The organism is Pseudomonas sp. YJ42 (genome assembly GCF_047225135.1).
GTDB classification, from domain to species: domain Bacteria; phylum Pseudomonadota; class Gammaproteobacteria; order Pseudomonadales; family Pseudomonadaceae; genus Stutzerimonas; species Stutzerimonas stutzeri_E.
Genome location: NZ_CP178378.1, coordinates 2,419,151 through 2,433,518 on the forward strand (window position 1 = coordinate 2,419,151; position 14,368 = coordinate 2,433,518).

General features: G+C 58.2%; 12 protein-coding genes. 2 read left to right on the forward strand and 10 right to left on the reverse strand.

Features of this window, described 5'->3' with window-relative positions; genetic code table 11:
- Positions 1-5: 5 nt before the first annotated feature.
- The 7 genes from aroB to ACL0K2_RS11030 are packed head-to-tail and all read right to left on the reverse strand — an operon-like array spanning position 6 to position 6,626.
- Positions 6-1,109, reverse strand: coding sequence for a 3-dehydroquinate synthase (gene aroB, locus ACL0K2_RS11000; RefSeq protein WP_413044397.1), 1,104 nt, complete (start codon positions 1,107-1,109; stop codon positions 6-8).
- 23 nt (positions 1,110-1,132) lie between these two features.
- Positions 1,133-1,678 carry a shikimate kinase AroK gene (gene aroK / locus ACL0K2_RS11005; protein ID WP_239610208.1) on the reverse strand — a complete coding sequence of 182 codons (546 nt, stop codon included), beginning with the start codon at positions 1,676-1,678 and terminating at the stop codon, positions 1,133-1,135.
- 4 nt (positions 1,679-1,682) lie between these two features.
- On the reverse strand, positions 1,683-3,794 hold the full coding sequence (gene pilQ, locus ACL0K2_RS11010) for a type IV pilus secretin PilQ (protein ID WP_413044398.1): 2,112 nt from the start codon (positions 3,792-3,794) through the stop codon (positions 1,683-1,685).
- A gap of 51 nt (positions 3,795-3,845) precedes the next feature.
- On the reverse strand, positions 3,846-4,373 hold the full coding sequence (gene pilP, locus ACL0K2_RS11015) for a type 4a pilus biogenesis lipoprotein PilP (protein WP_413044399.1): 528 nt from the start codon (positions 4,371-4,373) through the stop codon (positions 3,846-3,848).
- Positions 4,370-4,993, reverse strand: coding sequence for a type 4a pilus biogenesis protein PilO (pilO, locus tag ACL0K2_RS11020; RefSeq protein ID WP_045160491.1), 624 nt, complete (start codon positions 4,991-4,993; stop codon positions 4,370-4,372). The genes pilP and pilO overlap by 4 nt, the downstream gene beginning before the upstream one ends.
- Complete coding sequence (gene pilN, locus ACL0K2_RS11025) at positions 4,990-5,562, reverse strand: type 4a pilus biogenesis protein PilN (RefSeq protein WP_045160490.1); 573 nt, start codon at positions 5,560-5,562, stop codon at positions 4,990-4,992. Before pilN ends, pilO begins: the two co-directional genes overlap by 4 nt.
- Entirely contained in the window at positions 5,562-6,626 is a 1,065-nt protein-coding gene (locus ACL0K2_RS11030) for a pilus assembly protein PilM (RefSeq protein WP_413044400.1), read from the reverse strand. The genes pilN and ACL0K2_RS11030 overlap by 1 nt, the downstream gene beginning before the upstream one ends.
- A 184-nt stretch (positions 6,627-6,810) precedes the next feature.
- On the opposite strand from ACL0K2_RS11030, the gene ACL0K2_RS11035 reads away from it, so the two are divergent.
- Positions 6,811-9,249, forward strand: coding sequence for a penicillin-binding protein 1A (locus ACL0K2_RS11035; protein WP_413044401.1), 2,439 nt, complete (start codon positions 6,811-6,813; stop codon positions 9,247-9,249).
- Positions 9,250-9,426: 177 nt separating this feature from the next.
- Here the strand turns inward: ACL0K2_RS11035 and ACL0K2_RS11040 are convergent, their stop codons facing one another.
- From ACL0K2_RS11040 to rpmE, 3 genes are all read right to left on the reverse strand, one after another.
- Positions 9,427-10,695 carry a malic enzyme-like NAD(P)-binding protein gene (locus ACL0K2_RS11040; RefSeq protein WP_045160487.1) on the reverse strand — a complete coding sequence of 423 codons (1,269 nt, stop codon included), beginning with the start codon at positions 10,693-10,695 and terminating at the stop codon, positions 9,427-9,429.
- A gap of 161 nt (positions 10,696-10,856) precedes the next feature.
- Positions 10,857-11,651, reverse strand: a complete 795-nt coding sequence (locus tag ACL0K2_RS11045) for a thermonuclease family protein (RefSeq protein ID WP_045160486.1) — start codon at positions 11,649-11,651, stop codon at positions 10,857-10,859.
- 23 nt (positions 11,652-11,674) lie between these two features.
- Positions 11,675-11,887 carry a 50S ribosomal protein L31 gene (rpmE, locus tag ACL0K2_RS11050; protein ID WP_045160485.1) on the reverse strand — a complete coding sequence of 71 codons (213 nt, stop codon included), beginning with the start codon at positions 11,885-11,887 and terminating at the stop codon, positions 11,675-11,677.
- 223 nt (positions 11,888-12,110) lie between these two features.
- Here rpmE and ACL0K2_RS11055 point away from each other — a divergent pair, with 223 nt between their 5' ends.
- On the forward strand, positions 12,111-14,333 hold the full coding sequence (locus ACL0K2_RS11055) for a primosomal protein N' (RefSeq protein WP_239610199.1): 2,223 nt from the start codon (positions 12,111-12,113) through the stop codon (positions 14,331-14,333).
- Positions 14,334-14,368 lie beyond the last annotated feature (35 nt).

The window sequence follows — 14,368 nt, forward strand, 5'->3', positions numbered from 1 at the left end:
ATCTCTTAGGTTCTTAACTCTTGCGTAAGCGCGTCGTAATTGACGTTCAATGTGGCTTCCAGCAGCTCGCGAGGGAAATCGCCGGTGATCAACGCCTCACCCAACCGCTTGAGCAGCACCAACCGCAACTGCCCGTTCAGGACTTTCTTGTCGACCGCCATATGCTGGAGAAAATCTTCGGCTCGCATGTTGCTCGGAGGCACCACTGGCAAACCAGCACGCGCCAGGAGGCGCACGGCGCGGTCTCGCTCACCGACAGTGATCCATCCAAGCTGCCGAGACATCTCGAGCGCCATGACTGTGCCAGCCGATACCGCCTCACCATGCAGCCAGACACCGTAACCCTGATGGGTCTCGATGGCATGACCGAAGGTATGACCAAGATTCAGCGTTGCGCGAATGCCCGACTCTCGCTCATCTGCGCCAACCACGCGCGCTTTGGCCGCACAAGAGCACCTTATCGCTTCGGTAAGCGCCGCCTGATCCAGCCCACGTAGCTTGTCGATATTCTCCTCTAGCCACCCCAAGAACGGCTCGTCGCAGATCAAACCGTACTTGATTACCTCAGCCAAGCCAGCCGACAGCTCTCGCACCGGCAACGTTGCCAGCGTAGAGGTATCAATCAGTACTGCTTGCGGCTGATAGAAGGCACCGACCATGTTCTTGCCGAGCGGATGATTGATACCAGTCTTGCCACCGACCGAAGAATCGACCTGTGACAGGAGCGTTGTCGGTACCTGGATGAAATCGACTCCACGCTGGTAACTAGCAGCCGCAAAACCGGCCATGTCGCCAACCACCCCACCACCCAACGCGATAATGGTGGTGTTCCGGTCGTGCCTGGCTGTCAGCAACGCATCGAAGATCGACTGCAGCGTCTGCCAGTCCTTGTATGCCTCTCCATCAGGCAGCACGATCGGCGTGATGGCGTACCCGGCCAGGCTGCGTGAAAGACGCTCAAGGTAGAGCGGCGCAACGGTGTCGTTGGTAACAATGGCGACTTGCTTGCCGCGGATATGACGGGATAACAGCTCACCGCGATCAATGAGCTGCTCGCCAATATGGATCGGATAGCTACGCTCGCCGAGATCGACATGTAGAGTCTGCATAGGGCCCCCACGCTTAAAGGGAGCTAGGATAGCGCAGATCGCCCCAGGCTTTCACGAGGTGCTAAGGATTGGAGTTGAGCGAGAATTTCAACCACAACCAGCCGCGGGGGGCGCTCATCCGTCTGTATGATCATGTCCGCGACCTCACGGTACAGTGGATCCCGCTCAGCCATCAGATTCGTGAGCGTCTCGCGAGGATTGGGTTTTTGCAATAGTGGACGATTGCGATCGCGAGAGGTGCGGTCGAGCTGCTGCTCGACCGAGGTGCAAAGGTAGATCACCCGACCACCCGCGCGTAAGAGTCGACGATTATCCGGCCGCAGCACAGCACCACCGCCGGTTGCCAACACGACGCCACGCATCTGGCACAAATCAATAATGGCCGCGTGTTCTCTTTCGCGAAACCCCTGCTCACCCTCAACATCGAATATCAGCGGAATACTTGCACCCGTGCGCTGCTCGATCTCCTTATCGGAATCCCGAAAGGGAAGACGAAGCTCCTTGGCAAGCAGGCGCCCGATGGTGCTTTTACCGGCACCCATCGGACCCACGAGGATAATGTTTTCCACCGATTTAACGATTCACTGCAATGGCCTGGTGATTCAGGATTCTAGGGGTAAGGAATACCAACAGCTCAGACTTGGCATCTGTCACAACATCACGACGAAACAGCCGTCCAAGATAAGGTACGTCGCCAAGAAACGGAACCTTGTCGACGCTTTGCGACTGGCTGTTGGAGAATACACCACCGATCACTACTGTTTCGCCATCGTTCACCAGTACCTTGGCGTTGACTTCGTTTTTATCGATTGGTGGCACGCCATTGACTGCGTTGCGGAAGTCTGGTGCATCTTTAGTGACCTTGACTTCCATAATAATGCGGTTATCCGGCGTGATCTGGGGCGTAACCTCCAAGGACAAAGCTGCTTCTTTGAAAGAGGTGCTCGTCGCACCGCTGGAGCTAGCCTCCTGATAAGGAACTTCTGTGCCTTTCAGAATCTTCGCTGTTTCTTTGTCCGCGGTCATCACCTTCGGCTGGGATACGACTTCTCCATTTCCGGTTTTCTCCATAGCAGAGAGCTGAAGGTCCAAAAGAACGTGATCTGAAATAAAACCAATGCCTACACCGGACGTGCTATTTAATACTCCCATGTCGACAAAAGGAACCGGCGCCGTGCCGTCCTCAAGAGTATAATTACCGATTTTTTTCGTGCCTGGCGGCCTCAAAATCCCATCGTCGTCGACGGCTCGGGCGCCATCCTTGCCGTAGGCACTCCATTGGTCGTTCACAATGTTCCCGCCCCACCGAACCCCAAGCGCCTTATCATAGCCAACGTTTGCCTCAACAATCCGAGCCTCAATCATGACCTGACGAACCGGGATGTCCAGCTGAGTCACGATACGGCGTAATTCATCCAAACGCTCTTGAGTCTGGTAGGCGATTATATTGTTTGTGCGATCATCAACCGCGATGGAGCCACGCTCGTCAGCCTGCCCATCAACTGCAGTCACCGATTGAAAAAGCTTCGCAATATCCGCAGCTTTAGCGTAATTCACCTGCACGACTTCACGACGGAGGGGCGCCAGCTCGGCAATCTGCCGCTTGGATTCCAACTCCTGACGTTCACGTGCAGCAATTTCGTCCGCTGGAGCAACCAGCAGGACGTTGCCCACCTGACGCTTGTCGAGGCCCTTGGTTTTCAAGACAAGATCCAACGCCTGGTCCCACGGAACGTTCTGCAAACGCAACGTGATATTGCCCTGTACGGTATCACTCGCTACCAGATTCAAATCAGTGAAGTCTGCAATCAGCTGCAGAACAGAACGAACGTCGATATCTTGGAAGTTCAGCGACAGCTTCTCTCCAGAATAGGTGAAATGCTGCGCATTGCGCTTCTCGACATCGGCTTCGCTAAGCGGCTTGACGCTGATAGTCAACTTGTCGTCGGTCTGGTACGCCAGATAGTCGTATCGCCCGCTAGGCTCGATCGCAATGCTTGCGCCATCGGCCTTACTGCTCGAATCGACAAACTTGACCGGCGTGGCGAAGTCCTGCACGTCCAACCTGACCCGCAGCGACTCCGGTAATTGCGTCTTGGCGAACGATACGCGGATCTTGCCACCCTGCTCCTCGATACTCGGACTGATCGATGGGTCCGACAGAGTAATGACTACGTTACCGGCACCGTCTTCCCCGCGACGAAAATCGATGTTGCTAATCGACTTGCCCGTGGCCATTGAGGCGACCGGCGCGCGCCTATCAACCGGTGCAACAGGCGCGGCTGGGACCGCAGCGGGTGATGCGCCGTTTTCGCCCAGAACGACAAACACATTGCTCCCGTCGACTCGGGTCGAATAGGGAACCAAAGAGGTGAGGTTGACGATAAGCCGGGTGCGGCCCTGTGCCTCGACGACCGTTACACTCCGCGCATTGCCAACGCCGAGTTCTCGGTTCTTGGACGCCAGCTTGCTGGAGACACCCGGCAGATCAAGGGCGATGCGAGCGGGCTGGTCAAGCGTGTATCCGCGCGGAGCAGGCACCGGCTCGTCGAAGGCCAGTTTCAGCTCAACACGGTCTCCGGGTAGCGACGCAACATCGAGCGAATTCAGATTCGCGGCCAGCAGCGCGGGCGAAATAATCGCCGCCAGCAAAGACAAGCCGAGACGAGAGAGAGTGGTATTCATAAAAGGCTTCCGTTGTGCAGACCGGTATAGGTTTTCCATTTTTGCCATGACTCAGGAGCGCTCTTTCAAGGTCAGGCTACGCGGGCGCTCAAGCCACCCACCCTCTCCGTCCGGAACGATTTCAAGCACATCCACCTCGGCCTCGCTGATTTCAACGATACGACCATGGTTGCGCCCCAGATAGTCACCGACCTTGACTCGGTGAACCCCGTCGCCGCCTTTGATCAAGGCGTACTTACCTGCGTCGTTGGTCAACGTGCCGACCATGACGAAGTTTTCGATATTGAATTGTTCGAGGAACTGCTTGATGCGCGTCTCGTCAGGGTGAATATCTTTTGAACCCTTCTGCCGCTGAGTCAGATCGATCTTCATTGGCGGCTGGAATGGATGGCGCAGCGATGAAGCGCTATAGGTAAACGCCTCATATGGCAGAAACGCTGGCAATGGTTCTATCGATCCTTTGGGCTTGGCGCGCACTTCGTCCATGTAAGCACGTAGATCGTCGAAATCTCTGTTAGCGCCACATCCGGCCAGTAACACCAAGCCCATGCTCAGCGCGATAAGTCGGGCTCCATTCATTTCTGCAGCCCCTTGTCGTTATAGCGATAGGTCTTGGCCAGGATGCTCATGTGCAGCTTGGAAGAGGAATCCTTGCTCTGAGGCTTTATCTCGAAATCATGCAGGGTAACGATCCGTGGCAAACTCGACACGCCGCTGACAAACGTTGCGAGGTCGTGATAGCCACCGACCACTTTGATCTGTATCGGCAGCTCGATATAGAACTGCTGCGTCACTTCCGGCTGCAACTTGATCTCTTCGAACTCCAGCCCACTGCCCAGGCCGGTGCGGGTAATGTCTTCGAGCAAACCCGGCACTTCGGTATCGCTCGGTAACTGGCGCAACAAGGCACCAAACGATGCTTCCATCTCGACCATCTGCGCCTTGTACGCTTCCAGATTCGCTGCCTGAAACGCCTTCGTGGAGAATTGCTGCTTTAGCGTTTCCTCCTGCGCTTGCTGTTGCTCCAGGCTGACCTGCATGTCGCTGAGGTAGAAGTAATAGCCACCTCCGAGCACCAGCATCATCAGCAATACTGCAGCTATCACCTTTACCGCAGCGGGCCAGGAGCCCACGTTGTTCATGTCCAAGTCGCTCAGGTCGACGCTACGCAGACTTTCTAAGGAGTTCGCCAGACTCATGGCTTATCTCCTTCGGCTGCGACAGCCGGCTGCGTCTGCTGAACCGTTAGCTGAAACACGTTTTCCTGATCGACCGCACCCGCCGTGACAGCCTTCACCTCGTTCAGGTTTGGCGCTTCCAGCCATTCAGAACCATCCAAGTTGCGCATCAGGTTAGAGACCCGGTTGTTGGATTCAGCACCACCAACAATGGCGATGTTCTTGCCAGTCATTTTCAATCCGGTGAAATACACGCCATCGGGAAGCGTGCGTACCAGCTGATCAAAAACCCTGCCGATGATGGGGCGATTGCCCTGCAGATCCTGAATAATCTTCATACGCTCAAGCAATTGCTGCCGACGCTCACGCAGTTCTTTGATTTCCGCGATACGCGTATCCAGCACCGCAATCTCTTTGCGGATGAAGTCATTTCGCGCGTTCTGCCGTTCAATGGCATGGGTGAAGTACTGATCCGCGAGAAACAGCAGGCCCACCGCCACGACAGCCACACCGGCGAGCGACACCAGGAAGCGCTGCTTACGCTCTTCACGGAGCTGCTCGCGCCAGGGCAATAGGTTGATCCGGGCCATCAGTCGAAACTCCTCAAGGCCAACCCGCAGGCAATCATCAGGGACGGCGCATCACTGGCGAGCGCGCCAGCGTTGACCTTGCTACTCAACGCCATATCGGCAAACGGATTGGCGACTAAAGTCTGAGTCCCGATTTTCTGCTGAATCAACCGATCCAGCCCCGGAATCGATGCCGTCCCGCCAGCCAGAAGGATGTAGTCCACGTCATGGAACTGCCCGGCGGCGAAGAAAAACTGGAGCGAGCGCGACACCTGCTGAACGACCGCTTCTTTGAACGGCTGCAATACTTCGCTGTCATAGTCGTCTGGGAGGCCTCCTTGCTTTTTGGCAAGGCCAGCTTCTTCCATCGATAGCCCGTAGCGACGCTGAATCTCTTCGGTAAGCTGACGCCCACCGAACAACTGTTCGCGGGTATAGATCGTGCGGCCGTTGTGCAACACGCTCAGCGTGGTCATGGTCGCACCGATGTCGACCAGAGCAATGGTCAGCTCGTCGTGACCGGCACCCAGCTGGGGCGCTAGCAAACCAAATGAACGCTCCAGCGCATAGGCTTCGACATCGACAACCTTGGCCGCCAGTCCAGCCAGGGCCAGAGCCGCTTCGCGAATCTCTACGTTTTCCTTGCGACACGCCGCCAACAGCACCTCGACGCGTCCCGGGGCGCGAGCGGCCGGCCCCTGCACTTCAAAGTCGATAGCGACTTCTTCCAGCGGGTAAGGAATGTACTGATCCGCTTCGATCTTCAGCTGATTTTCCAGGTCGTCGTCGCTCAACCCGGCGTCCATTTCGATGCTCTTGGTGATGACCGCCGAACCGGAAACCGCTACTGCGGCGGATTTCACACCGGTTTTCGCTTTAGCTAACAACCGAGACAGCGCCTGGCCCACACCGTCCAGTTCAGCGATGTTCTTTTCTACCACAGCGTTCGGCGGAAGCGGCTCGACCGCAAATGACTCAACCCGATACCGGGAGCCTGAGCGGCTTAATTCGAGCAGCTTGACAGACGTCGAACTGATGTCGATCCCAAGCAGCGTATTCGCTTTCTTAGTGAAGAGCCCTAGCACGGCCGATTTCCTATCTTTATCCGCTACTTACGGATTAATTATGTTTGTCCGCATTAAATAACAGCCTTGACAGAAGCGCAAATGGCTCCCCAGCAAAAAAACCGCTTATAATGTGAACGGTTTTTCTTTTCAGCACTGTCTGCGGCTTACACCTCATTTCCCACCCTGGATTCAATAAACCCCGATGCGTTTTCTGAAGTTTTTCCTATGGTCGTGCTTGGCTGTTTTCTGTGGACTTTTACTCAGTCTCAGTGGCGCGTTTCTTTACCTCAGCCCCAACCTGCCATCGGTCGACTCGCTACGCAGCATACAGCTCCAGATTCCGCTGCGCGTCTACAGCGATGACGACAAGCTGATCGCCGAGTATGGCGAAATGCGTCGTTCCCCCATCGGATTCGACGAGATACCCAAGGATTTCATCGCCGCATTGCTGGCGGCCGAAGACGACAACTTCGCGAATCATTATGGCGTCGATGTTTCCAGTCTGATGCGCGCTGCCACGCAATTATTGAAAACCGGCCATATTCAGACCGGCGGCAGCACCATCACTATGCAGGTGGCGAAGAATTACTTCCTCACCAGCGAGCGAAGCTTTTCGCGGAAGATCAACGAGATCCTTTTAGCCCTTCAGATCGAAAGGGAAATGCGCAAGGATGAGATCCTTGAGCTGTACGTCAATAAAATTTATCTGGGCAACCGAGCTTACGGTATCGAAGCGGCATCGCAGGTCTACTACGGCAAACCCATCGGCGAGCTGAGCCTCGCGCAGATGGCCATGATCGCAGGCTTACCGAAAGCACCGTCTGCATTCAACCCACTGGCCAACCCAGAGCGTGCCAAGGAGCGGCGTGACTGGATTCTTGGACGAATGTACCGGCTCGGAAAAATAGACGAGACCCGCTATCAGCAAGCGCTGACAGAGGTTGTCGATGCGTCCTATCACGGGTCATCGCCGGAACTTGATGCACCTTATATAGCGGAGATGGCACGTGCCGAAATGGTCGGTCGTTTCGGTAGTGCTGCTTACACCGATGGATTCCGCGTTTACACCACCGCCACCAGTGAGCGTCAGCTCGCTGCCAACCAGGCGCTTGTCCAGGGATTGATCGAATACGACCAGCGTCACGGCTATCGCGGCCCGGAAGCTCGGCTGACCGGCACCGACCGGGAGAGCTGGCTGAAGGAATTGGGCAACTATCGCAGCCAGGCCGGCGTGCTCCCTGCTGCCGTAAGTGCCGTCTCCAAAGATGGGATCAAGGTCCTCCTTCGTGACGGCAGCGAGCGCAGCATCAGCTGGGAAAGCATGAAATGGGCTCGCCCGTTCATTAATACCAACAGCCTGGGGCCCCAACCCAGGTCACCATCGGAAGTCGTCAAGCCAGGAGACGTCATCCGCGTTCAGATCCGGGATGACGAAGTGCTGTTCAGCCAGATACCCCAGGCTCAAGGCGCACTGGTATCCCTTGATCCGCTTGACGGCTCCATCGAAGCGTTGACCGGTGGTTTTTCCTTTGGGCAAAGCAACTACAACCGCGCTATCCAGGCCAAGCGTCAGCCCGGCTCAAGCTTCAAACCTTTTATCTATAGCGCCGCATTGGATGCCGGATTCACCCCTGCGACTCTGGTCAACGACTCCCCTATCGTCTTCGTCGAGGAAGGCCTGGATCGCGTTTGGCGCCCCAAGAATGACAACAATACCTTTCTAGGCCCGATCCGGCTGCGCGAGGCGCTTTACAAATCACGCAACCTGGTCTCGATTCGCCTGCTGCAGACCCTTGGCCTTCCGTACACCCTCGACTACATCAAACGCTTTGGATTCAAATCCGAAGACCTGCCTGCCAACCTGTCGCTGGCGCTTGGTACGGCAACCCTGACGCCAATGGAAATCGCTACCGGCTGGACAGCATTCGCGAACGGGGGCTACAAGATCGAACCCTATCTGATCGAGCGCATCGAGGATCGAGACGGAAAAATCATCTTCGAGGCGAACCCGGTGCGCGTACCGGAGCAAGGCGACACAGCAGCGAAGGATGAAGCGGCGGCCACCGCCTACGCACAGCTCGACACGCCACTGGCGAGCGACTCGCAGCCAGCCAGGCCGGCGCCCGCGTATGCGGAGCAGATCATCGACGAGCGCACCGCCTACATCATGACCAGCATGCTGCAGGACGTCATCAAGCGCGGCACAGGCAGACGGGCTTTGGCGATGGGGCGCGGGGATCTTGCAGGAAAGACCGGCACGACCAACGAGTCCAAGGACAGTTGGTTCTCCGGCTACAACGCTGACATCGTGACCACGGTCTGGACAGGCTTCGATCAGCCCCAAACGCTCGGTCGGCGGGAATATGGCGGAACGGTAGCGCTGCCGATTTGGATGAAGTACATGAGCGCCGTGCTGGACGGCGCCCCCGAGCATGCGCCCGCCGAACCGGAAGGCATTTTGACATTGCGAATCGATCCCAAAAGCGGCCGAGCGGCAGCCCCTGGCACACCTGACGCTTACTTTGAGATCTTTCGAAGCGAAGACTCACCGCCTGACATGAATGACGAGATGATTCCAGGCTCAATGTTGCCCGACAGCCCGCTACCAGCATCCGAAGCCGCACCGATCGATCTGTTCTAAATCTTCTGCATCCCCCGACGCCCGCTCCTGATAGCAGCGAACTCGGGGGATCACAGGCCGCAAGCGCGCTCCAGTGCGCCAAGCTTCTTACCATAGCCCGAAATAGAAAACCCCAGCCGGGGCTGGGGTTTTTCCGAGTGCCGCGCACCCGCCGAAGCGGGGCTATGGCCGAGCTAATCAGCCATTGAACACGTCGTGAACCGACTTGAGCGGGTAATTCGACGGATACGGCAGTGTCGCCACGCCGCTTTCGATCGCTGCTTTGGCCACCGCGTCGGAGACGAGGGTGATCAGGCGAGGATCCATCGGTTTCGGAATGATGTATTCACGTCCGAACTGAAGCTGCTCAACGCCATAAGCAGCAGCCACCTCAGCCGGAACCGGCAGCTTGGCCAGCTCACGCAGAGCCACCGCAGCAGCGATTTTCATCTCCTCATTGATGCGCGTCGCACGAACATCCAGCGCCCCACGGAAAATGAACGGGAAGCCCAACACGTTGTTGACCTGGTTCGGATAATCCGAGCGGCCAGTAGCCATGATCACATCGGGACGGGTCGCGTGAGCGAGCTCTGGGTTGATCTCCGGATCGGGGTTCGAGCAGGCGAACACTACCGGGTTCGCTGCCATCAGCTTGAGGCCTTCGGCGCTCAACAGATTGGGGCCGGACAGGCCTACAAAGACGTCAGCGCCATCGAGGGCATCATCCAGCGTGCGCTTGTCTGTCTCATGGGCAAACACCGCCTTGTACTGATTCAGATCGTCACGACCAGCATGGACTACACCCTTGCGATCGATCATGAAAATGTTCTCGACCTTCGCCCCCATACTGACAAGCAGCTTCATGCAAGAGGTCGCCGCAGCGCCGGCGCCGAGGCAGACGATCTTGGCCTGCTCCAGCGTCTTGCCAGCGATTTCCAATGCATTGAGCATGCCCGCCGCAGTAACGATAGCGGTGCCGTGCTGGTCGTCATGGAATACCGGAATGTCGCATTGCTCGATCAGCGCCCGCTCGATCTCGAAGCATTCAGGCGCCTTGATATCTTCCAGGTTGATGCCACCGAAGGTAATGGAAATGCGCTTGACCGTATCGATGAAAGCCTGAGGGCTTTCCGCATCGACTTCGATATCGAACACGTCGACACCAGCGAATCGCTTGAACAGAACGCCCTTGCCTTCCATAACCGGCTTGGATGCCAGCGGCCCCAGATTGCCCAGACCAAGAATCGCGGTGCCGTCGGAGATCACCGCGACCAGATTGCCTTTACCGGTGTATCGGTAAGCCAGCTCCGGATCACGGGCGATTTCTCGAACCGGTTCCGCCACGCCAGGGCTGTAGGCCAGTGACAGATCACGAGCGGTGGAAGTGGGCTTGGTCAGCTCGACACTCAGCTTTCCCGGACGAGGCTGGGAATGATAGTCGAGAGCGGCAGTTTTCAGGTCAGTCATGAGGCATTCCGCTTATTTTACTGGGACAGACAGGGGGCCGAGCATACGCCAAGACCGAGCGCCGTCACAAGCCAACGGGAAAGGTGACTGTCAAGACCTGGCCCTACGACTTTCAGTTAAGCCGAGCCAAAAATTTTCCCGCCCCGCCAGCTAACGACGAGTTACGGCAGCGGAACAAGCATGGACGGGTGGCTTGCTCTCAGTAGCCAGCGAGCCTGACGCGACAAATCCGCACGCCCCTTGCGATCGATCACCCAACCCCTTGCTTCGACCTGCTTGCCTGGCAGGTCTTTCAGCGAATCGGCGAATGACGCAACGGCTTCACGGGGAACCTGAATCACCAGAGGGCCATCCAGCTCCAACCAGACGCCACCACGATTGGTCTCCAGTCGATCGACCCGCGCCCTGACCAGTGCAAAACCACCGCGGCGCAGGCGCTCAGCCGAGGTGATCGGGGGCTGATGCCAGACACCTTTGCCGGCAAGCCGAGCCTGCTGTTCCACGGCGAGATGACAGTCAGCCAGCAGCGTGTTCGGTGCGATGGCGACAAAAAAGCCCAGCCCTTCGGCAAGCAGAACAGCTTCGAGATTTTCACCGTGCGAGTCGAAGGCATGGGCCAGCAGTCGGCCGTAATGATCACTGGCCTCCTGACCGAGCCGCAGCCCCACGCGTCCGCCACTGGCGTTTACAAGTGCTTGCAGCCGACGCTTGGCCGCCTCCGCGAACGGTTCGGCACTGCGCCCCTTGCGGCCGACTTCAGGGGCATTCACGCCGATGAGGCGTACGCGACGCCCATCGACCAGGCGCAGAGTATCTCCGTCGATGACTGTTGCGACCTTCGCTGACGGCAGCGGGCCGCTAACAGGACAAAGCGCCTGCGCCTGCAGACTGAAGAAGACGGAAACGAAAAAGGCGCCCACCAGGGACGCCTTTTTAAGATGCTCGGAAAACCTCATGGGATTCCCGTCGCGGCGACAGCTTACTTCGCGCCGAACACACCGAAACGCTGCTTGAAGCGGTCGATACGGCCGCCGGTGTCCAGCACTTTCTGCTTGCCGGTGTAGAACGGATGGCACTCAGAGCACACGTCGATGTTCAGGTTCTTGGCCAGCGTGGAGCGAGTCTTGATGACGTTGCCGCAGCTGCAAGTGGCTTCGATTTCAACGTAGTTAGGATGGATATCGGCTTTCATGGAAAAATCCTCTAGGACTTGTGCCGCCACCCGACCCTATGTCGAGTACCGCACGGAAGGGCGCGAATGATACCAGAGACCGTTAGCGATGCAAGGGCAGCTGATCGATCGGCGACAGCCCCCGATCACAGGCATCTGGCTATCGAACCGACTCTTGAACGCATGCCGGTCTGTTGCAGCGCTGGATCGTTTAACATCGGCGTTCGCCTCCAAGGACTTTCGTGTGCCCCAACCCATACTTCGCCTCGCGCTACCCTCCCCGTTGCGCAGACTCTTCGATTACCTCCCCCCAACCGGCATTCCATACGCATCGCTGCAGCCGGGTATGCGGTTGCGGGTGCCCTTCGGGCGACGCGAGATCGTTGGAGTTCTGGTGGAAGTGGCCAACCACAGCGAGATCCCCGAGGCGAAGCTCAAACCGGCCCTGGAGCTGCTGGATGCGCGCCCTCCGCTACCGTCGCCGCTGTTCAAGCTGTGCCTGTGGACCGCCCAGTATTACCAGCACAGCCTCGGCGACACGCTCAGTTGGGCGCTTCCGGTCCTACTACGCCAGGGCGAGCCTGCCGAGGCCAGGCAGGAGCGCTTCTGGCATGTTGTCAATGGAGCACGACCGGAGGATCCACGCCTTAGCCGGGCGCCACGTCAACGCGAGGCACTGAAGACCATCGGCCAACATCCGCACGGCGTGGCGCATTCATTGTTGACCCAACTGCAATTGAGCAAGGACAGTCTCGATCTGCTGCTACAGAAGGGCCTTTTGCGCGTCGAGACACGCCGCAGTCATCGGACTCAGCGGCACCAGGGTAGCTGGCTACTGCAGCCGGAGCTTCCGCTGAACCAGCAACAACGCGCAGCCTTCGAAGCCATCCGTGCCGGCCTCGATGGCTTCCAGCCGTTCCTGCTGGCCGGCGTCACGGGCAGCGGCAAGACCGAGGTCTATCTTCAGCTAATCCATCAGGTGCTCGAAGCCGGCAAGCAGGCGCTGGTACTGATTCCTGAAATCAACCTCGGCCCGCAAACCCTGGCGCGCTTCGAAAAACGCTTCAATGCGCGTATCGCCCTGCTGCACTCCAATGTCAACGACCGCGAACGCCTGGACGCCTGGCTGGCGGCACGCGATGGCGAGGCGGACATCATCATTGGCACCCGTTCGGCGCTGTTCACCCCAATGAAGAACCCGGGGCTGATCATTCTCGATGAGGAGCACGACGCCTCCTATAAGCAGCAAGAAGGCCTGCGCTATCACGCTCGCGACTTGGCTGTGGTCAGGGCCCGCCAAGAGAACCTCCCGATCCTGCTGGGATCGGCAACGCCGTCATTGGAAAGCCTGCACAATGCGCACATCGGTCGCTACGCGCTGCTGAAGCTGACCCAGCGTGCCGGTGGTGCCCAAGCGCCCCGGTTCCTGCGCCTCGACGTGAAAAGCCGACCGCTGGATTCAGGCATCTCCGGCCCGCTGCAACAAGCCATGGCACAGACACTCGCCGCCGGGCAGCAGGTGCTGGTGTTCCTGAACCGCCGCGGCTTCGCCCCTTCGCTGCTGTGCCATGATTGCGGCTGGCTCAGTCAATGCCCGCGCTGCGACGCCCGAATGACTCTGCATCAACGCCACAATGAGCTGCGCTGTCACCACTGCGGGCATTCCGAGCGTCCACCCCGCAATTGTCCGGAGTGCAACAAACTCGACCTGCGTCCTGTAGGTGCTGGCACCGAGCGCGCGGAAGAACGTCTGAGCATTCTCTTTCCGGACTATCCGGTGCTGCGCATCGACCGCGACAGCACGTCACGCAAGGGATCCATGGAGCAATTGCTGGCTACCATCAACCGTGGCGAACCCTGCCTGCTGGTGGGCACCCAGATGCTCGCCAAGGGACATCATTTCCCTCGGGTCACCCTGGTCGCGATCCTCGATGCGGACGGCGGCCTATTCTCTGCAGACTTTCGCGCCAGCGAGCGAATGGCCCAATTGATCGTACAGGTGGCGGGGCGCGCAGGCCGTGCCGAAGAGCCTGGCAAGGTCATCATCCAGACCCATCTGGCCGACCATCCGCTGCTGGTTCAATTGACCGAGCAAGGCTATTTCGCCTTCGCCGACCAGGCATTGAGCGAGCGCCGCGCCGCGGGCCTGCCACCGTTCAGCCATCTTGCTTTACTACGCGCCGAAGCGGCAAAGCCCGGCCAGGCTGAAGACTTCCTCGACCAGGCCTGCAGCCAAGCCGAACACCTGACGACGCAACTCGGCTTAAGCGGGGTTGAATTGCTCGGCCCGGTGCCCGCACCGATGGAGCGACGCGCCGGGCGCTTCCGCGCCCAGCTGCTGCTCCAGGCCAATGCCCGAGCCCCGCTGCACAAGCTGATGAGTGCATGGCTGCCCCTGGTGGAAGCGCTCCCGGGCAGCCGTACGGTACGCTGGTCGCTGGATGTCGATCCGATCGACCTGTTCTGACGCTGGATGAATCTGGCCTTAACCGGCAACCAAGC